The following is an 18,824-nucleotide window of genomic DNA, read 5'->3' on the forward strand; positions in this document are numbered from 1 at the left end:
AGAACGCGAAAGGCACAGAAATCGACCGAGCGAGCGACGCCGAGGACCAGCGAGCATCGAGCGGATTGCGCGGCGGCATCGCCACCGGCGTAGGTTCCTGGCCGGGCACCGACGCCCGCGAGGCCGCCACCACCGTGCTCGGCGAATTGCCGGATCTGCCACACCTGGCGGAACTTCCGAGCCGCGGCGCGGGCGCGGACATGATCGGCCGGATGTCGGCGCTGCTGGTGGACATGCGATTCGACACCACCACCCGCGGATACCGGCTCGCGCCACGGCCGGGGGGAGTGTCGCGGCGGGCCCGCGATCTGCTCCGCGGCGACCTCGACGCACTCGAAGAGGCCTGGGAGACAGCTGGTTTGGCAGGCTCCGGCCGCCCGATCAAGCTGCAGGTGGCCGGTCCGCTGACGCTCGCCGCACAGGTCGAGCTGCCGAGCGGGCACCTCGCCGTCACCGATCCCGGTGCGCTGCGCGATCTTTCGGAATCCCTCGCCGAGGGCCTGGTGAACCATGTCGCCGAGGTCCGCAAGCGACTCGGCGCCGAAGTCGTTCTGCAACTGGACGAACCGTCGCTGACCGCCGTCCTCGAAGGCTCGCTGAGCGGCGTCAGCATGCTCGACAGCGTCCGCTCGATGCCGGAACCCGAAGCCCTCGCCATCCTGGACTCCGTCATCGGCACGCAGTCCGCGCCGGTGCTCGTGCACAGCTGCGCCCAGCCGCCCGCTCTCGCCTTCCTCCGCCGAAGTGCCGCCGCCGCAATCGGATTCGACATCGCCACCATCGCCACCCGCGACCTCGACCGCATCGGCGAAATCCTCGACGCCGGCAAACATCTGGTTCTCGGCCTGGTCCCCACCACCGCCCCCGCCGTCCCGCCGACCTGGCGCGATATCGCCGAACCCGGCGTCCGTCTCATCGACCGCCTCGGCTTCGCCCGCACCACCCTGGCTGCCCAGGTCCTGGTCAGCCCTGCCTGCGGTCTCGGCAACGCGCCGTTGACCTGGGCTCGCAAGGCCGTCAGCCTGGCCGCCGAGGTCGCCCGCGCCTACGCCGAAGACCCTGACTCGCTCACCTTCGAGGAGCCGTCGGGCATCGCCTGACCCGCTCGCCGGGCCTCGCCGCCATTCAGTGCCGCGACGTGCGCGAACACTGCCGGGAGATGTCGGTGGGCTCCGCTAATGTGCGTTGGGTGAGTGACAGCGGTGCGGTGAACAAGGACGCGAGCGCGGCGGCCCCGGCGACGGCGGAGCAGCGCGTCGAGTGGCAGCGATTGGCGGACGAGGTGCGCGAGCATCAGTTCCGCTACTACGTGCGCGACGCTCCGATCATCACCGACGGTGAGTTCGACACGCTGCTGCGGCAGCTGCAGGCGATGGAGGACGCGCATCCCGATCTGCGCACCCCGGATTCGCCGACCCAGCTGGTCGGCGGCGGGTTCGCGACCGACTTCACCGCGGTCGATCACCTCGAGCGGATGCTGTCGCTGGACAACGTGTTCGACTTCGACGAACTGCGCACCTGGGCGACCCGGGTGGAGGTGGAGACCGGCACCGATCTGCACTATCTGTGCGAGGTGAAGATCGACGGTGTCGCGCTCAACCTGGTCTACGAGAACGGGCGGCTGGTGCGCGGCGCCACCCGCGGCGACGGGCGCACCGGCGAGGACGTCACGCTCAACGCCCGCACCATCGAGGACATCCCCGGCGAGCTGACGCCGACCGACGAATTCCCGCTCCCGACGCTGCTGGAGGTTCGCGGCGAGGCATACATGCGGCTCGAGGATTTCGAGACGCTCAACGCGGCGATCGTGGCCGAAGGCAAACCGCCGTACGCCAATCCGCGCAATACCGCGGCGGGCTCGCTGCGGCAGAAGGACCCGTCGGTCACCGCACGCCGCAGGCTGCGGATGATCTGCCACGGGTTCGGCCGCATCGAGGGCTACAGCCCGGCCTCGCAGCACGAGGCCTATCGCGCGCTGGCCGCGTGGGGTCTGCCGGTGTCCGAGCACACCAAGCTGGTGCGGGGCATCGACGCCGTCATCGAACGCGTCGAGTACTGGGGCGTGCACCGCCACGATATCGAGCACGAGATCGACGGCCAGGTGATCAAGGTCGACGAGATGGCGCTGCAGCGCCGCCTCGGCACCACCTCGCGGGCCCCGCGCTGGGCGATCGCCTACAAGTACCCGCCGGAAGAGGCGACCACCAAGCTGCTGAACATCGAGGTGAACGTCGGCCGCACCGGCCGGGTCACCCCGTTCGCGGTGATGGAACCGGTCTCCATCGCGGGTTCGACGGTGTCGATGGCCACCCTGCACAACGCCTCGGAGGTCAAGCGCAAGGGCGTGCTGATCGGCGACACGGTCACCATCCGCAAGGCGGGCGACGTGATCCCGGAGGTGCTCGGCCCGGTCGTCGACGCGCGCACCGGCGACGAGCGCGAGTTCGTGATGCCGACGCACTGCCCGGCGTGCGGCACCGAGTTGGCGGCGCAAAAGGAGGGTGACGTCGACATCCGTTGCCCGAACCAGCAGTACTGTCCGGCGCAGCTGCGCGAGCGGGTGTTCCATGTCGCCGGTCGCGGCGCGTTCGATATCGAGTCGCTCGGCTATGAGGCCGCCAATGATCTGCTGAAGTCGGGTGCGATCACCGACGAGGGTGACCTGTTCGACCTGGATGAAGAAACACTGCTCACCACCACGTTGTTCGTCAACAAGGACGGCGAACTGTCTGCCAATGGCAAGCGGCTGCTGGAAAACCTGGACACGGCCAAGAGCCGGCCGCTGTGGCGGGTGCTGGTCGCGCTGTCCATTCGGCACGTCGGCCCCACCGCGGCCCGGGTGCTCGCCCGCGAATTCGGCAGCCTCGATCGGATCCAGGAGGCCTCGGCCGAGGAACTGGCCGCCGCCGACGGCGTCGGACCCACCATCGCCGCCGCGGTCGCGGAATGGTTCACCGTCAACTGGCATCACGAGATCGTGGACAAGTGGCGCGATGCGGGCGTGCGGATGGCCGACGAACGCGACGAGTCCATCGAGCGCACCCTGGAGGGTCTGTCGATCGTGGTAACCGGCTCGCTGGAAGGGTTTTCGCGTGACGGTGCCAAGGAGGCGATCCTGATTCGCGGGGGTAAGGCCGCCGGGTCGGTGTCGAAGAAGACGGCGTTCGTGGTGATCGGTGACTCGCCGGGCACGAAGGCCGCGAAGGCGGAGGAGCTCGGCGTGCCGATCCTCGATGAGGACGGGTTCCGATTGTTGCTGGAGTCCGGTCCGGAGGCGGTGACGCCCGCCGCGGCGAGCGAGGACGCCGCAGCGGAAGAGTAAGCGAGCTAGCGGGATTCGCCCGTCGGCAAACAGTGCTTGACCTGAACTTCACTTCAGGTATGAGGATGGACGGGTAGGCAACTACCAGGAGGTTCTCATGGCTCGTCCCACCGCACTGATTACCGGCGCGTCCGCCGGCTTCGGGCTGGCGCTCAGTCGCGCACTCGTGCAACGCGGGTGGCGAGTGATCGGCACCGCCCGCCGGGCCGAACGATTGGCGCGGGTGTCCGAGGAACTCGGTACCGCGTTCATCGCGATACCCGGCGACGTGACCGACCCGGCGCATCGCGCGTTGCTGGCCGAAACGGCAAGCGGCGCTGGGCAACTCACGCTGGTCGTGAACAACGCGAGCAGGCTCGGGCCGAGCCCGCTGGTCCGGCTCGCCGACTATCCGCTCGACGAGCTCGAACTGGTCTACCGGACGAATGTCCTCGGCCCGCTCGCGATACTGCAGTTCGCGCTCCCGCTGCTGGCGCCGGGCGGCAGCGTGGTGAACATCAGCTCGGATGCCGCGGTCGAGCCGTATCCCGAATGGGGCGGTTACGGTTCGTCGAAGGCCGCGCTCGATCAGCTCACCGCGATCCTGGGCGCCGAGCATCCCGAACTGTCCATCTACGCGTTCGATCCGGGCGACATGCGGACCGAGATGCACCAGGCGGCCTTCCCCGGCGACGACATCTCCGACCGGCCCGAACCCGACACGGTAGTGCCCGCGCTGCTGCGACTATTGGACGAGAAACCCAAGAACGCGCGTTATGCCGCAAGCGATTTCGCGGTGGGCCGCGCCTCATGACGGTCACGTTGGCGCAGCGCTCGTTCGTTCTGCCACCCGAACGCAATGCCGTCGCCCCGCCGGAGGCGCGCGGCCTGGCCCGCGACGAGGTCCGCCTGCTGGTCGCCGGGGATCGTCTCACCCACGCGCGGTTCCGGGAACTGCCGCGGCACCTGCGGCCGGGCGACCTTCTGGTGGTGAACAATTCGGCAACGCTCGCCGCGGCCGTCGATGGCCGGATGGCGGACAAGCCGATCGCCCTGCACTTCGCGACCTGGCTGGACGACGGCGGCTGGGTGGTGGAGGTGCGCACCACCGCACGCACTCCCTATCCCGCGCACGAGCTTTCGGCAGGAATGATCATTCAGCTGCCGGAAGGTGCGCGAGCCACCCTTCGTGAACCTTGGCTGGCCGGTGCGCGTCGCCTGTGGGTCGTCGACGTCACCACCGATCCGCGTTGCCTCCTGGAGGTTTACGGCTACCCGATCACCTATTCCTATGTATCGCAACGATGGTCCGCGTCGTACTACTCGACGGTCTTCGGTCGCATCCCCGGCAGTGCGGAAATGCCCAGCGCGGCAAGGCCGTTCACTGAGCGTCTAGTTCTCGATCTGATCGCGGCCGGTGTCGGGATCGCGCCGATCACCTTGCATACCGGAGTGTCCTCGCCGGAGGCGGGCGAACCACCGAGTCCGGAACGCTTCGTCGTCTCGGATTCGACCGCCCGCACGGTGAACGACGCGAGGGCCGCGGGCGGTCGCATCATCGCGGTCGGCACCACGGTGACCCGAGCCTTAGAGACGGCTGCCGACGCAACAGGCCGTGTTCATCCGGCGCACGGCTGGACCGAACTGGTCCTCGGCGACGATCGCCCGGCCCAGGTGGTCGACGGGCTGATCACCGGCTGGCACGCCCCCGGCGCTTCGCATCTCGACCTGCTGGTAGCGGTGGCTGGTGCGGACACCGTCCACGAGGCCTATTCGGCGGCGTTGAACACCGGATACCTCTGGCACGAGTTCGGCGACAGCGCCTTACTTCTGCGCAGACGCTGAGCCGGCTTCAGCGACGTCGTCGGCCCACGGGGCGCACGTTGTCGCCTCGCGCGCACGAAATTGCTGGCAATTCCGTGCGCGGCACACTGAATCGCGCGCGTTGGCGACTGATGATCCGAGGTGGTGTGCGGAACAGCGGGCCGCAGCGGTCAGTTGGGCGTGACGGAGACGGTGGCGCTCTGCTGGCCCGCGATGACGAATCGTCCGCAGGTGCCGTTGCTCAGGTCGAGCCGGGTGGTGACCGGCTTCTTCCTGGAGTTGAGGTAGGTGGCCTCGGCGACGACATTCGCCCCGGTCATCGAGCACACCTTCGAGATCGTCTCCGCGCTGTAGCTCGCGCTCCCCGTCTGACAGCTGGGTTCGGCATTGGCGAAGAAGATGCGAGCAGAGCCGTCCGGGCAGGTCTCGGCGACGGCCTGCGGCGCGACGACCACTATCGACCCCAAGCCGATGGCGGCGGCGACGGAGCTTCGGACTACAAGACGACGAACCGTCATACCAATCGTTACCCATCAGTTTCGAACGTTTCCAGCAATAACGGCACACGAACAAGTCGTGGCGTCCAGCATGCTAACCCGTAACCAGCGTCTTTGTCGGGGGATCAGCCCGCACCAACCATCAACGCTCGCCCTATGCGCATTGGCTATCAATCCTTTTCGTGCCTGCCACGGTACCCACGGGTAAGCCCTGCTGTCGCGGCGTGCCGACGGGGACGAAAGGATGTCGGGATGCTGCGCAGTTTTCAGGTGACCAATCACAGATCGCTGGCCGAGGGGCAGGAATTGCGGTTGACCAAGGGAGGTGGACCGGTCGCGGTACCGGTGACCGCCATCCACGGTGCCGCCGCGGCGGGCAAGACGAACCTGATCGATGCGCTCGGGCAGATGCGCGACGCGGTGCTGAACTCGGTGACCGGCTGGGATCCCTACGCCGGCCCGGCCCGCTCGCCGCATCTCGGATTCCCGGACCGCCCTTCGGAATTCGTGGCGGGCTTCGTCGCCGAGGGGGTGCCCTACACCTACGGCTTCCGGCTCGACAACGCCGACGTGACGGCCGAGTGGCTCTACACCCAGCCGCGCTCGCGCAAGCGAATCGTGTTCGAGCGCAACGGCGAACAGATCAAGATCGGGCCGATGTTCGAGGCGGCGCGCTACGGGATCGCCGCGCTGGTGCCGCTGGTGCGCCCGAATGCGTTGCTGCTCAGCCTCGCCGGGCAGATGTACGCCGACGCGCTGGTGCCCGCCTACCGCTGGTTCGAGTCGATGCTGGAGGTGCAGCTGGGTCCGGCCGACCCGGCCGCCATCGCGCACCGGCTCGGCGGGCACCTCTCCCGGTCGCCGGAGAACGCGGCGCGGCTGCTCATGCTGTTGCGCACCGCCGAACTCGGCATCACCGATCTGCTCATCGCGGAGAACGATCCGATGTACGCGGACTACCTGCGCGACCTGGACGCCGACATCGCCGCGCTCGGCAAGCAGATCGAACTGTGCGCCACCTCGCCCGACTTCGCCGACCGGCTGCTGCAGGAGAACGGGTTCACACCCGTGCTGCTCGAGCGCGAGCTGACCAACCTGAAGGCCGCCAGGGACGCGTTGTACGCGCGGATGGTGGCCCGGCGCGGTGTCGGCCTCGGCCTGGTGCACGACGGCATCACCAACGCGTTCGATATCACCGACGAATCCGCCGCGACGCAGTCGCTGCTGCGCGTGCTGCCGACCATGCTCGACGCCCTCGACTCCGGCCGTGTGCTCGCCATCGACGACATCGGCGCGCAGCTGCCCGCCGAGGAGACCGACCGGCTGATCCAGTTGTTCCAGAACCCGGAAACCAATTCCCGTGGCGCCCAACTGATCTACACCACGAACAATCGCGCCCTGATCGATCGCGGCAACGGGCGCTCCGCGCGCACCCGCAGTGTGGTCTGGCAGGTCCGCCGCACCGAGCACGGCACCAGCGAGCTCGCCACGGTGTAGCGACCGGCGGGTGCGCGAGGTTGCCTGCCGGGCGCAATAGCATGGGGCAATGCTGGAGTTCGGAATGCTGCTGATCATGATCGTCGCCCTCGTCGGGGTGGTCGCGGTCTATCTGCGCGGCCGCGGCAGTTTCCGGCCCGCGCAGGGCGAGGCAGGCACGCTCTACGTCACCGGCGTGAGCCCGCGGCCGGACGACCTGGTCGGCGAGCAGTTCGTGACCATCACCGGCAATGTGACCGGTCCGACGGTGCAGGGCGCCGTGGTCTACGGCCGCTTCGCCTGGGACGTCAACGCCTGGCCGTCGATCGGCGATCTCCTCTCCGTCGAATATCCGGCGGGCAAGCCGGAACGCTGGCGGATCGTGCATCCGGGCGCCCGCCCGGGCTTCGGGTCCTGACGAAGGCATGTGTGACGTAGACCGTGCTACGTCGGATGGCACGATGCCTGGTATGGATGCGAAGGCAGGTATCGGTGCCGAGAAGGCGGGTCTGGTGATTCGGACGGCCCGCCCGGACGAGTACGCGGCAATCGGTGAGCTCACCGTCGAGGTCTATGTCGGCGAAGGGTTCGTCCGTCCGGACACCCCGTACGCGGCCGAGTTGGCCGATACCGCGCACCGCGGTGCGTCCGCACAGCTCCTGGTGGCAACGCATGCCGATCGAATTGCCGGATCGCTCACCGTCGCTCGCCCCGGCACGCCGTACGCGGAGATCGCGCGGCCCGGCGAACTCGAGTTCCGCATGCTCGCCGTATCGAAGTCGGCGCGCGGGCTCGGCGCGGGAACCGCATTGGTACGCACCGTGATCGACATCGCGAAGGAAGAAGGCTTCGACGCGGTCGCTCTCACCACGATGCCCGCCATGACCGACGCCCGCCGCATCTACGACCGCTTCGGTTTCGTCCCAACCCCCGACCGCGACTGGCACACCCCCTCAGGCGAACTCCTCACCGTTCTCCGCCTGGCCCTGGAGAACTGACGCCGAGCGGGACATGACGGCACCGCCACTCGCACTTTCCCGCCGCCACGTCCCGTTCCCTGCGGGGTTGTCATCGGGCGGGACATGATGGCGTGGCTATTCGTGTTTCCGCCACCGTGTCCCCGTTCGCCGCGGGAGTCGTTCGTCGGGCGGGACATGAGGGCGTGGCTTCTCGTACTTTCCGCTGTCCCGTTCGCTGCGGGAGTTGTCATCGAGTGGGAGATGAGGGCGCGGCGGCCTGTTCGTTCTGCTCTTGTGTCCTGTTCGGCGCGTGCGCTTTTGGCGAACGGTCAGCCGAGGACGGTGGCGACGATGCCGGCGAGGTAGCCGAGGCGGGCCACTTCCGAGGGACGGAAGTCGGGGCCGCCCGGGCGGCCGAGCAGCAGTACCTTGCCGGTGTTGCCGAGGGGTGCGGCGGCGAGTTTGGTGTCCATGTCGCGCCAGATCTCGGGGACCCAGTCGGATTCGGGGTCGAGGATGGCGGGCTTCTCCAGCGGCATCCACGGGGCCGAACCCGCTTGTGTCTCCGGCGCACTCGGGCTGCCGACCACGCGGTAGGCGCCCTGCGGGCCCATGTCGATGATGGTGCTCCAGCCGACGCGCAGCACCCGGGGCACGCCGTCGACGAGCACCTGCAGCCGGTCGTCCTTGGCGCTGGCCACCTGGTCGATGAGTTCGAGTTCGCGGTGGGTGTCCAGCACGCCGGAGTATGGGCGGATGGAGTCGACGCGCACATCGCCGATCGATTCGGCGGCGGTGATGAGGGTGTCGGGCAGCGCGCCTTGCGGCACCTCGACGACGAGGTCGTCGACGGCGAAACCGGCACCGCGTTCCACCACGTCCAACGAGAGAATGTCGGCGCCGACGGAGCCGAGTGCGAGCGCGAGGGCACCGAGGCTTCCCGGTCGATCCGGAAGTTGCACGCGGAGCAGATACGACACGTGCGTTCCTTTCCTAGGGCGGCCGAGGCTCTGAACGGATACCCGGGTCACGCAATACTTACACCCCCGCGCCCCAGTAATCGACTCGAAGTACGGCCAGTGATGTACGCCACGCGGCGATTTCGTGACAATACGGCGTGTCGAACTAGTTGGGAAACCGTGTCGCCGAACCGGATCGACGAATCAGTGCCGTGCGCGGCTCGCCTAGCCTACCGCCGGGCGCCGACAGGAGCGCCGGGTGTCGCGCTGTTGTGGCCAGGCCGCGCCCGATATGCGATGTTCGGCCGGTTGGTCCGTATCCCTTTGTGTCCCAGCGTCGCGATCCGTGCCGGGTCGAGATGTGGCGGCATCTCCTGCGCGACGATCTCGCTGGGAGACATGGGCGGCCGGTGTGGTGTCGGCGGCGGTGGCTAGGCTGTACCGGTTGGATATGCCATGTCTCATCGGACGGGCCGTATCCTATTGCGTCCCTGCGACGCGATCCCCACTGTTGAAACCGAAGCCGAAAGGGGTCCCGCGGTGCCCGCCATCTCCCGTGACGAGGTAGCACACCTCGCCCGGCTGTCCCGGCTCGCGCTGTCCGAAGCCGAACTGGATCAGTTCGCCGGTCAGCTGGATTCGATCCTGAGCCACGTGCGGACCATTTCCGAGGTCGCCGCCGCCGATGTCCCGGCCACCGCGTCGCCGAATCCGACGACGAACGTGACCCGACCCGACGTGGTCGTGCCTTGCTTGACTCCGGAGGAAGCGCTGTCCGGCGCTCCGGCGGCCGAGGAGCAGAAGTTCGTGGTTCCGCAGATCCTGGGAGAGTCTCAATGAGCGACCTGACCGGCTTGTCTGCTGCCGAATTGGCCGACAAGATCCACGGCGGCGAGGTGTCCTCGGTGGCGGTCACCCAGGCGCATCTGGATCGGATCGCCGAGGTCGACGGCGAGTACCACGCGTTCCTGCATGTCGCGGGGGAGCAGGCGCTCGAGGCCGCAGCCGCGGTGGACGCCGCGATCGGCTCCGGTGCTGCGCCCGCGTCGCCGCTGGCCGGAGTTCCGTTGGCGCTCAAGGACGTATTCACCACCACCGACATGCCGACCACCTGCGGATCGAAGATCCTCGAGGGGTGGGTGTCGCCCTACGACGCGACGCTGACCACCCGGTTGCGCGCGGCGGGCATCCCGATCCTCGGCAAGACCAACATGGACGAGTTCGCGATGGGTTCATCCACCGAGAACTCGGCCTATGGCCCGACCCGCAACCCGTGGGACACCACCCGCATCCCCGGCGGCTCCGGCGGCGGTTCCGCGGCCGCGCTGGCCTCGAACCAGGCACCGCTGGCCATCGGCACCGACACCGGCGGGTCGATCCGCCAGCCCGCCGCGGTCACCGCGACCGTCGGCACCAAGCCGACCTACGGCACGGTCTCCCGCTACGGCCTGGTCGCCTGCGCGTCCTCGCTGGACCAGGGCGGCCCCTGCGGACGGACGGTGCTCGACACCGCGCTGCTGCACGAGGTGATCGCCGGTTACGACCCGCGCGACTCCACCTCGCGCAACGTGCCGGTGCCGCCGGTCGTCGCCGCGGCCCGCGAGGGCGCCAAGGGCGACCTGAGCGGCGTGAAAGTCGGTGTGGTGAAGGAACTTCACTCCGACAGCTACCAGCCGGGCGTGCTCGAATCCTTCGACGCCGCCGTCGCGGTGCTGAAGGAACTCGGCGCCGAGGTGATCGAAGTGTCTTGTCCGCACTTCGAATACGCGCTGTCGGCCTACTACCTGGTGATGCCGTCGGAAGTGTCGTCGAACCTGGCGCGCTTCGACGCGATGCGCTACGGCCTGCGCGTCGGTGACGACGGGTCGCACAGTGCCGAGCAGGTGATGGCGGCCACTCGCGCCGCCGGGTTCGGCCCGGAGGTCAAGCGCCGCATCATGATCGGCACCTACGCGCTGTCGGCCGGTTACTACGACGCCTACTACGGCCAGGCGCTGAAGGTCCGCACGCTGATCGCGCGCGACTTCGACAAGGCCTACGAGCAGGTCGACGTGCTCGTCTCGCCGACCAGCCCGTTCACCCCGTGGAAGCTGGGCGAGAAGGTCGACGACCCGCTGGCCATGTACCTGTCCGACCTGTGCACCCTGCCCACCAACCTGGCCGGCCACCCGGCCATGTCGGTTCCGTCGGGCCTGAGCAAGGACGACGGCCTGCCGGTCGGCTTCCAGATCATGGCCCCCGCTTTGGCCGACGACCGGCTGTACCGCGTGGGTGCGGCGTACGAAGCGGCCCGCGGCCCCATCGCCTGACAGGTCGGCGAACCTCGCATTCCCGCTGGGCACTTCGCACAGCCCTCCACCTGTTGAGGGCTGTGCGAAGTGCTCCGTAGGTCTGCGAAGCCAGGCTCTGGAGTTGTCGGCAACCGCGTGCCGTGGACCCCAATGGTCAGGCGGGCCAGGTGAATTCGGGGTCCTTCAGGTAATCCAGACGACGCTGGTCCAATGCCATCGAGACCATCTGGTGTGCGCCGGGGCCGATGATTTTGCGGACCGGTGGATCGGTCTCGTTGACCAGGGCGATGAGTGCTGCCGCCCCGACCTCCGGTGCGGCCTCCTTCCATTCGGATTCGTAGTCGGTCGCGGGCGGCGGCGCGCTCGGGTCCGGGTAGTCCGGCATGCCGAGGATTCCGGTGCGTACCTCTTCGTAGGCGGGTAGTCCGGTGCCGAACCGCATGCTCGTCTTCGCCCAGTCGGTGTCGAAGCCACCCAGCTGGGCGAGGGTGACCGCGATGCCGAACGGCCGCAGCTCGTCGGCGAGCGAGGCGCTGAATCCTTCCAGTGCCCACTTGCTCGCGTTGTACAGGCCGAACAGCGGGAGGCTGCCGACCGCGCCGACGGTCGAGATCTGCACGATGTGGCCGGAGCCCTGGGCGCGCAGGTGTGGCACGGCCGCCTGGGAAACCCACAGGGCACCATAGAAATTGGTGTCCATCTGGTCGCGGATCTGCGCCTCGGTGAGTTCCTCGATCGCGCCGACCAGGCCGTAGCCCGCGTTGTTCACGATCACGTCGATCGTGTCCATCAGCACGAAAGCCTTGTCCACGGTGGCGATTACGTCCTCGTGGTGGCGAACGTCCAACGGCAGCACAGTGAGTCGGTCATCGGTGAGGTCGGCCATGGATCGCGGGTCGCGAGCGGTCGCGACGACGCGGTCACCCTCGGCGAGCGCGGCCAGCGTGAAGGCCCGGCCGAGTCCGCGGTTGGCGCCGGTGATGAACCATGTTCTGGTCATTGGGGGATCCTTTCGTCGCGAGACGCTCCGTCTCGTTTCAACGAGAATGCCAAGCGGACCGACTCTTGTCAATACGAGACGTATCGTCTCGTTGGTGTTACGCTGACCACGTGCCCGACACTCCCAGCGTCGCCCGCCGCAGCGAACGCGCCCGCGCCGCGATCCTCACCGCCGCCACCGAGCTCATCCGCGACCTGCCCTACGCGAAACTGAGCGTCGAGGCCATCGCCGCCCGCGCAGGCGTCGGCAAACAGACCATCTACCGCTGGTGGCCGTCCAAGGGCGCGGTCGTCTTCGACGCGATGCTCGAACTCGACTCCGGCCCGGACGGTCTCGCACTCCCCGACACCGGCGACATCGCCGCCGACCTGCGCCCCCTGCTCCGCGGCTCGGTCGCCGCCCTCACCGACCCGGCCTTCGAAGCATTCCTGCGCGCCATGTACATCGAGATCCAACAGGACCCCGAGATCGGCGCGGCCTACCGCGAACGCCTCCTGCTTCCCCAACGCGCCGCCCTCGCCGACCGCCTCGCCGCAGGCGTCCGATCCGGCGAACTCCGCCCCGATCTGGATCTCGAACTCGCCACCGACCTACTGCTCGGCCCCATCCAAAGCCGCTGGTCTCTCGGCCTCGGCGGCCTCACCGAGTCCTACGCCGACGCCGCCCTGGACGCCGCCCTGGCCCACCTCCGCCCCTGACATCGGTTCGCCTCATCGCGGCGCGGAGGTGGTCAGTTGGTGCGGAGGAACTCGGCTCGATCTTTGAGGCCTGAGGTCATTCCGGCGAAGCCGCGCTGGAGGTGCTTGCCGAGCAGGGCTACCACTACGGGATGCAGCCAGCCGGCGAGTTCGAAGTGGGACTCGTAGCGGGTGCGGTCGCCGTCGAGTGGGGTGAGGGTGTGTGAGCGGAGGCTGTGCAGGGTGCCGAGGGGGACCGGCTTCATCGAGTAGCTCAGTTCGCGGCCTGGGGTGTGCGAGCGGATGAATTCGCGTTGGCGGCGGGGGCGGGGACCGAGGTGCACGAGCATGTCGATCGGCTCGCCGGGGACCAGCGAGCTACTGCATTCGCTGACGAAGGGGTTCCACTCGCCGTACCGGGGGAAGTCGGTGATCACCTGCCAGACGAGGTCGGCGGGTGCGTCGATGTCCACGGTGGCGTCGATGACAAAGGCCATGTCGGCAATTAGAACACGTTCTATGCGATCGCAGTCCGCGTGCCCCGGCAACCTCCCGCCGCTGCTCAGCACGTGCCCATCGCGGTGCCCTGGTCGGTGCCGTAGCGGTGGCCATGGCCTGCGGGGGCATCCAGGGCTGCGAGCAGGTCGGCGGTTGTCTGGACGAAGCTGAGCGCCGGAAGCCACTGGGGCAGTGGGGCATCCGGGCGGGTGCCGGTCAGGTCGGGCGCGCGCCACAGCAGGGCGGGGGACCAGTGGACCACCGGGTCGGAGCTGTTGGACAGCACGGTCGCGCCGGCCTGATGCACCTGCCCGGCGGGCGGTCCGGCCCAGAGGGCGGCGCAGGTGCGGCGGTCCTGGTCCGCGTCGTCGGCGAAGACGGAGCTGCCGCCGAGGGCGCCGAGGCTCTGACCGTAGAGGTAGAGGTTGGGCTTGTGGGTGAGCGTGCGGATCCGGTTCTCGACGGCGGTGAACAGTGCGCGCGCGGCGGTGACCGCCTGATCGCGGCCGAACACGAAGGTCATCCAGCTCGGCGCGTACGAGTACTGCAGGCCGACGAGGGTGACATCGCCGTGGAAGCGCTCGTCGAAGCCGCGCACGGCATTGCTGTCGATCCAGCCTGAACCGGTCGGCACCAGCACCACGAGGTTGGACCGCGTGAAGGCGCCCGAGCGGTCTAGCTCCCGAACAGCCAGTGCTACACGGGATTCCAGATCCGGCGCCGAGTCCACCCCGACGTACACCCGGTCCGGTCCCGGCCCACTGACGAACTTCCGTCCTTCGGCACCGAGCGACGACCAGCTCACCGCCGACTCCGCACTACCCGAGGAATCCGAGATCGGCTGCACCAGAGTCGGATCCAGCGCCGCATTGGCACCGGCATACGCCGCCTGCCGCCACCCGACCACCATGGGTGTCGCGACGAGGTACAGAAACGCCGCCACGGCCGCGACGATCGAAACCCCACGCGCCCAGCGCAACTTGCGCAGCACCCATCCCATCCCACGCGAAATCCCCACGAACACACCGACGATCAGCACGGCCTCGATCAACCACCGCAGCCAGTAGTCGGCCTCGATCGGAGCCGTGCTCATCGCCGCCCGCAACTTGTTCTGCCAATGCCCAGCAAGCGCGGCCGCCCCGGCGACCAACGCCGACGTCGCGATCAGCAACGGCAGCCGAACCCGCGGCAACCTGCGATTGATATCGAAACCGCAGCGCCGCACCACGAATCGAACGATCCCCGCGATCCCCAACGCCAGCGCGACCAGCAATCCGGTCAGCATCGCCTGTGCACCTGGCGTCCGTGGCAGTAGTCCCGGCGCCAGCGAAGCCAGCGTGCCCACTCCGATCGCCAGCGTCGTCCCGATCCGCGGCCGCGAGAGACGCTGCACCGCAATCGATGCCGCGGTGGCCGCCCGTCGCCTGCGAGCTTCATACTGCGGCAGCGGAGTTCGCGCCCGTAGATCATCCAAACCGAAGGTGTCGACAGGTCTGAACGGTGTGCTCGTCATCGCTGAACCCCCAGCACCGCAGTGCCACTCATCACCGAACCGTCGCTCGACGGAATCCGCTTCCTGTTCCGCACCGTGAGCACCGCCCCGAGCCCGGCCACGCCCGCCCCGAGCACCCCCACCACCGTCCAGTTGGTGGTCGAATCGGCCTCGACCACACCGAGACCCGACTCGACGACCGGCGGACCGTAGCTCTGACGCTGCGAGTTCAGGTCGACGAAGGTGCTCGCGATCGAGGCCATGGTGTTGCACCGAGCCCGCGAGAACGAATCGATCCGGCTGTCGCACGACTCGTGCATATGCCGATCGAGGGTGCTGTCCAGCGCCTGCCGCGCCCACGGTCCGAGCGGTTCGCCGTGCTGGTCGGCGTAGCGCAGCAGGTCGTAGCCCAGGTCGTGCGCCTTGCATGCGGTCTCGAACTCGGCGGGCAGCGTCACCGGCGACGAGCAGTCACCCTGCGGGTTCACCACCAGCCCGTCGACGGTGCTCGGCCGATAGCCGAACTGCGCGGTGAAGTCGTCCGAGATGGCGGCGATCGAACCGGGACCACCCGAGGTCAGTTCGGCGACCGCCGTGCCGGCCATCGCGCTCTCCATCGGGGCGGGCGCGCTCGCCGCCGCGGCGTGCGGCGCGGGCGCCAGGAAGAGGCCGGCCGCCATGGTCGTCAGCGCCGCGGCGGTCAGTGCGGCGGCCCGCCGGGTCGCGGAACCGGTTGTGCCGGAAGAAGAAACGGAGGCGCCTGCGGCCTGTGCGGACCGCGCCGCTGCGGGCCCTGCGTTGGTCGGTGTGCTCATGATCTACAAGCTAGGGATCCGCCCCGCTCACCGGCCTCACGCCGGGGAGCGGTATCGGTGGCCATGCCGCCGGGTGAGCCCGGTCGCGGGCTCGCACCTGGGTACGGGGTACGAAATCACCCGGGGGTATGACGTGGCAGCACGCTGGACTTTCTAGGGTCGTAGGTATGAAGCAGCAGATCCGTGCCCAGAACAAGCGAATGAACGGGCGGATGCGGTTCGACGCCTTGACGGTGTGCGTCGCCCTCATCTTCTTCGCGGTGGCGTGGCCGACGCTGCACGTCACCCATGCGGTGCCGATCGCGGTGCAGCCGTTCATCGCCGCGCTGGCCGCGTTCCCGCTGCTGCTGGTCCGGATCAATCCGGCGCTCGGCTGGGCGATCTCGGCGGGCAGCGGATTGCTCATCTCCCTGGCCATTCCGCACCAGCCGAACAACGATATGCCGATCCAGGTCGTGCACATCCTGACGCTGTTCGTGCTGCTGCTCGCGGTGTCGGTGCGGGCGACCGTGCCGATCATCGGCGTGGCCTGGGTGGCGACGTCGCTGCTGCTCGGCACCACGATGGCCAGCGAGGGCGGCGGGAATTCGGTGTGGGGCTGGCCGATCGCGCTGGGCGCGGTGGTGCTGTTCGGCCTGCTGGTGCGGTGGCTGGTGCAGTCCCGCAAGCAGCTGATGCAGCAGGAAGAGGTGACCGAGGTCGAGCGGGCCCGCCGGGCGATCCTGGAGGAGAAGGCCCGCATCGCCCGCGACCTGCACGACGTGGTGGCGCACCACATGTCGCTGGTGGTGGTGCAGGCGCAGACCGCGCCGTACCGGGTGGAAGGCGTAACCCCCGCTGCCCGTGCCGAATTCGAGTCCATCGGCGCCACCGCCCGCGAGGCGCTCAACGAGATCCGCGGCATGCTCGGCGTGCTGCGCAGCGACGGCCAGGCCCCCGAGCACGCGCCGCAACCCAAGGCGGTCGACGTGCCGAGCCTGTGCGAGGGCGCGCTGCGCGCCGGTGTGCGGATCGCGTGGACGGTCGACGGCGCGCTGGAGACCGTGCCCGACGCCGCGGGCCTCGCGCTGTACCGGATCACCCAGGAGTCGCTGTCGAACGCGTCACGGCACGCACCGGAGGCGCCGGTCCAGGTGCACCTGCGCGTCGGCCCGATCGTGGAGCTCATCGTCCGCAACGGCGCCACCGCCACGGTGGCCCGCCCCGTCGGCAATGGTGGCCACGGCATCGCGGGCATGCAGGCCAGGGCGCTCGCCGTCGGCGGCGAGCTGACCGCGGGCCCGAGCGCCGACGGCGGGTTCGAGGTGCACGCGCGCATTCCGCTGAGCCAGTCGGTGACCCTCGACCCCGCGCTGCTCGGTCAAGCCGGTAACTGAGCCGTCTCGCTGACCGCACCCGCGTCCGCTTAGGGTAGGTCCGTGGCAATAACCGTGTTGATCGCTGATGACCAGGCGATGGTGCGGCAGGGCTTCGGCGCCCTGCTCGCCGCGCAGACTGACATCAGCGTGGTGGGGGACGCGCCGGACGGGAAGATCGCGGTGGCCGAGGCCAAGCGGCTGCGCCCGGACGTGGTCCTGATGGACGTCCGGATGCCGGAGATGAACGGTCTCGACGCGGCCCGGCTCATCCTGGCCGCCGGGTTCGATCCGCCGGTGCGGGTGCTGATGCTCACCACGTTCGACATCGACGATTACGTCTACGAGGCGCTGAGCATCGGCGCGAGCGGCTTCCTGCTCAAGGACGCGCCCGCCGAAGAGCTGGTGCGCGCGGTGCGGGTGGTCGCCGACGGTCAGGCCCTGCTGGCGCCGACGGTCACCCGGCGGCTCATCGCCGACGTCACCCGCCGCCGCTCCGCCACCCGCGCGAAGCCCGCGCCCGCGCTCGGCTCGCTGACACCGCGCGAGCGCGAGGTGCTGGAGCTGATCGCGAAGGGCATGTCCAACACCGAGATCGCGGAATCGCTGTTCGTCGCCGAGCAGACCGTGAAAACGCATGTCTCCAAGGTCTTTTCGAAGCTGAACCTGCGCGACCGGGCGCAGGCGGTGGTGCTGGCCTACGAATCCGGTCTGGTCACGCCGGGCTGACGCGCTGCCCGGTCGGCCTGCGGCAGGGCAGGTCAGCCCGCGCAGGTTCCGCCGCGCAGCTCGGCCAGATGCCTGCCGAGCAGCACGGACATCCGGGTCAGGATGGCGGTCGCGTCGTCGTAGGTGCCCGAATCGGCCTGTGCCGCAAGGGCGACGGCGACCATCCCGGATTGCGTCGGCACCACACCGAACTGGCGGACCGTGTAGATGCCGGTGTCGTCGTCCGGGCCCCAGCCGCCCTTGAACGCGGCGCCCGCCAAAGTGCCGAGGCCCCAGGACTGATCGGGCGTGATCTCCGACATCAGCTCGGTCACCTTGAACGTCTGCGGCAGGCAGGGCAGCCGGGACGCGAACCGCACCTGGTTGGCCAGCGTCCACTCGGTCTGCCCGAATGCCGTGTAGTCCAGCTTGGTTCGCGGTCCGGCCACGCCGGTGGTGGAGTCGCCGCCCTCGTCGATCACGTCCTGCACCGCCTGGGCGGCCGCGAGTCCGTCCCCGAGCGATTGCCAGAGTTCCTCTGCCGCATCGTTATCGGAGACGGTGATGGCGGCCTCGGCGTCCTCGAAGATGCTCGTGTCCGAGTCGTGCCGCAGCGCCGCGATGGCCAGCGGCACCTTGATGGTCGACCAGGCGATGCCGCTGGTCCAGTCGCCGAAGATGGTCATCCGGCCGCCGCCGACCGGCATCACCGCCAGGCCGACCTGGCCGCCGAGGGTGGGTTGCAGCTGGGTGAAGTCCGCAGCCAGCGAATCGGGGATGGACACCGAAAGGCCGGGGCGAAACGATCCGGCAGTGTCGACGACGACCGCGGGCCGGTCGGACTGATGCCGGTCGCCGGGGAGTAGCGCGCACGAGGACAGGCCGAGCACTGCGACCAGGGCCGAGCCGCGCAGCACGCCGCGCAACGCAGAACCGGTACCCGTCGACTTCACCACGCGTCCTCCCCACCAC

19 protein-coding genes are annotated in these 18,824 nt (G+C 68.9%); 12 read left to right on the top strand and 7 right to left on the bottom strand.

The window, feature by feature from the left end:
- The first annotated feature begins 65 nt into the window (after window positions 1–65).
- The 4 genes from ACFWF1_RS15190 to ACFWF1_RS15205 all read left to right on the top strand — a co-directional run bounded on the left by ACFWF1_RS15190 (window position 66) and on the right by ACFWF1_RS15205 (window position 5,146).
- Complete coding sequence (locus tag ACFWF1_RS15190) at window positions 66–1,100, top strand: methionine synthase (protein WP_379288204.1); 1,035 nt, start codon at window positions 66–68, stop codon at window positions 1,098–1,100.
- Between the two features lie 107 nt (window positions 1,101–1,207).
- Window positions 1,208–3,322 carry an NAD-dependent DNA ligase LigA gene (gene ligA, locus ACFWF1_RS15195; protein WP_379288203.1) on the top strand — a complete coding sequence of 705 codons (2,115 nt, stop codon included), beginning with the start codon at window positions 1,208–1,210 and terminating at the stop codon, window positions 3,320–3,322.
- Window positions 3,323–3,419: 97 nt separating this feature from the next.
- Window positions 3,420–4,115, top strand: coding sequence for an SDR family oxidoreductase (locus ACFWF1_RS15200; protein WP_379287927.1), 696 nt, complete (start codon window positions 3,420–3,422; stop codon window positions 4,113–4,115).
- A complete protein-coding gene (locus tag ACFWF1_RS15205; protein WP_379287925.1) occupies window positions 4,112–5,146 on the top strand; it encodes an S-adenosylmethionine:tRNA ribosyltransferase-isomerase in 1,035 nt (344 codons plus the stop codon). The genes ACFWF1_RS15200 and ACFWF1_RS15205 overlap by 4 nt, the downstream gene beginning before the upstream one ends.
- A gap of 149 nt (window positions 5,147–5,295) precedes the next feature.
- On the opposite strand, the gene ACFWF1_RS15210 is transcribed toward ACFWF1_RS15205, so the two are convergent.
- On the bottom strand, window positions 5,296–5,643 hold the full coding sequence (locus tag ACFWF1_RS15210; RefSeq protein ID WP_379287923.1) for a hypothetical protein: 348 nt from the start codon (window positions 5,641–5,643) through the stop codon (window positions 5,296–5,298).
- A 231-nt stretch (window positions 5,644–5,874) separates the two neighbouring features.
- Here ACFWF1_RS15210 and ACFWF1_RS15215 point away from each other — a divergent pair, with 231 nt between their 5' ends.
- The 3 genes from ACFWF1_RS15215 to ACFWF1_RS15225 are packed head-to-tail and all read left to right on the top strand — an operon-like array spanning window position 5,875 to window position 8,096.
- The gene (locus tag ACFWF1_RS15215) at window positions 5,875–7,119 is read left to right on the top strand and encodes an ATP/GTP-binding protein (RefSeq protein ID WP_379287921.1); all 1,245 of its coding nucleotides are present in this window, start codon (window positions 5,875–5,877) and stop codon (window positions 7,117–7,119) included.
- 49 nt (window positions 7,120–7,168) lie between these two features.
- Window positions 7,169–7,516: a hypothetical protein gene (locus ACFWF1_RS15220; protein WP_379287919.1), complete on the top strand. Its 348-nt coding sequence runs from the start codon at window positions 7,169–7,171 to the stop codon at window positions 7,514–7,516.
- 52 nt (window positions 7,517–7,568) lie between these two features.
- Window positions 7,569–8,096: a GNAT family N-acetyltransferase gene (locus ACFWF1_RS15225; RefSeq protein WP_379287917.1), complete on the top strand. Its 528-nt coding sequence runs from the start codon at window positions 7,569–7,571 to the stop codon at window positions 8,094–8,096.
- Window positions 8,097–8,386: 290 nt separating this feature from the next.
- Here the strand turns inward: ACFWF1_RS15225 and ACFWF1_RS15230 are convergent, their stop codons facing one another.
- A complete protein-coding gene (locus ACFWF1_RS15230; RefSeq protein WP_379287915.1) occupies window positions 8,387–9,037 on the bottom strand; it encodes an amino acid-binding protein in 651 nt (216 codons plus the stop codon).
- A gap of 519 nt (window positions 9,038–9,556) precedes the next feature.
- Here ACFWF1_RS15230 and gatC point away from each other — a divergent pair.
- Both gatC and gatA read left to right on the top strand, forming a co-directional pair.
- Complete coding sequence (gene gatC / locus ACFWF1_RS15235) at window positions 9,557–9,856, top strand: Asp-tRNA(Asn)/Glu-tRNA(Gln) amidotransferase subunit GatC (RefSeq protein WP_379287913.1); 300 nt, start codon at window positions 9,557–9,559, stop codon at window positions 9,854–9,856.
- Window positions 9,853–11,325: an Asp-tRNA(Asn)/Glu-tRNA(Gln) amidotransferase subunit GatA gene (gene gatA / locus ACFWF1_RS15240; protein ID WP_379287911.1), complete on the top strand. Its 1,473-nt coding sequence runs from the start codon at window positions 9,853–9,855 to the stop codon at window positions 11,323–11,325. The genes gatC and gatA overlap by 4 nt, the downstream gene beginning before the upstream one ends.
- 136 nt (window positions 11,326–11,461) lie before the next feature.
- On the opposite strand, the gene ACFWF1_RS15245 is transcribed toward gatA, so the two are convergent.
- On the bottom strand, window positions 11,462–12,307 hold the full coding sequence (locus ACFWF1_RS15245; RefSeq protein ID WP_379287909.1) for an SDR family NAD(P)-dependent oxidoreductase: 846 nt from the start codon (window positions 12,305–12,307) through the stop codon (window positions 11,462–11,464).
- Between the two features lie 110 nt (window positions 12,308–12,417).
- On the opposite strand from ACFWF1_RS15245, the gene ACFWF1_RS15250 reads away from it, so the two are divergent.
- A complete protein-coding gene (locus ACFWF1_RS15250; RefSeq protein WP_379287907.1) occupies window positions 12,418–13,005 on the top strand; it encodes a TetR/AcrR family transcriptional regulator in 588 nt (195 codons plus the stop codon).
- A 32-nt stretch (window positions 13,006–13,037) separates the two neighbouring features.
- Here ACFWF1_RS15250 and ACFWF1_RS15255 read toward each other — a convergent pair whose 3' ends face one another.
- The 3 genes from ACFWF1_RS15255 to ACFWF1_RS15265 all read right to left on the bottom strand — a co-directional run bounded on the left by ACFWF1_RS15255 (window position 13,038) and on the right by ACFWF1_RS15265 (window position 15,789).
- Entirely contained in the window at window positions 13,038–13,481 is a 444-nt protein-coding gene (locus tag ACFWF1_RS15255; protein ID WP_379287905.1) for an SRPBCC family protein, read from the bottom strand.
- A 65-nt stretch (window positions 13,482–13,546) separates the two neighbouring features.
- A complete protein-coding gene (locus tag ACFWF1_RS15260; protein WP_379287903.1) occupies window positions 13,547–14,995 on the bottom strand; it encodes an alpha/beta-hydrolase family protein in 1,449 nt (482 codons plus the stop codon).
- Entirely contained in the window at window positions 14,992–15,789 is a 798-nt protein-coding gene (locus ACFWF1_RS15265) for a hypothetical protein (protein ID WP_379287902.1), read from the bottom strand. Before ACFWF1_RS15265 ends, ACFWF1_RS15260 begins: the two co-directional genes overlap by 4 nt.
- 167 nt (window positions 15,790–15,956) lie before the next feature.
- Between ACFWF1_RS15265 and ACFWF1_RS15270 the strand changes: the two genes are divergently transcribed.
- The gene (locus ACFWF1_RS15270; protein ID WP_379287901.1) at window positions 15,957–17,165 is read left to right on the top strand and encodes a sensor histidine kinase; all 1,209 of its coding nucleotides are present in this window, start codon (window positions 15,957–15,959) and stop codon (window positions 17,163–17,165) included.
- 42 nt (window positions 17,166–17,207) lie between these two features.
- The gene (locus tag ACFWF1_RS15275) at window positions 17,208–17,873 is read left to right on the top strand and encodes a response regulator transcription factor (RefSeq protein ID WP_357378050.1); all 666 of its coding nucleotides are present in this window, start codon (window positions 17,208–17,210) and stop codon (window positions 17,871–17,873) included.
- 32 nt (window positions 17,874–17,905) lie between these two features.
- Here ACFWF1_RS15275 and ACFWF1_RS15280 read toward each other — a convergent pair whose 3' ends face one another.
- A complete protein-coding gene (locus ACFWF1_RS15280) occupies window positions 17,906–18,808 on the bottom strand; it encodes a hypothetical protein (protein WP_379287898.1) in 903 nt (300 codons plus the stop codon).
- Window positions 18,809–18,824 lie beyond the last annotated feature (16 nt).

The organism is Nocardia sp. NPDC060255 (assembly GCF_042727395.1).
Lineage (GTDB): Bacteria > Actinomycetota > Actinomycetes > Mycobacteriales > Mycobacteriaceae > Nocardia.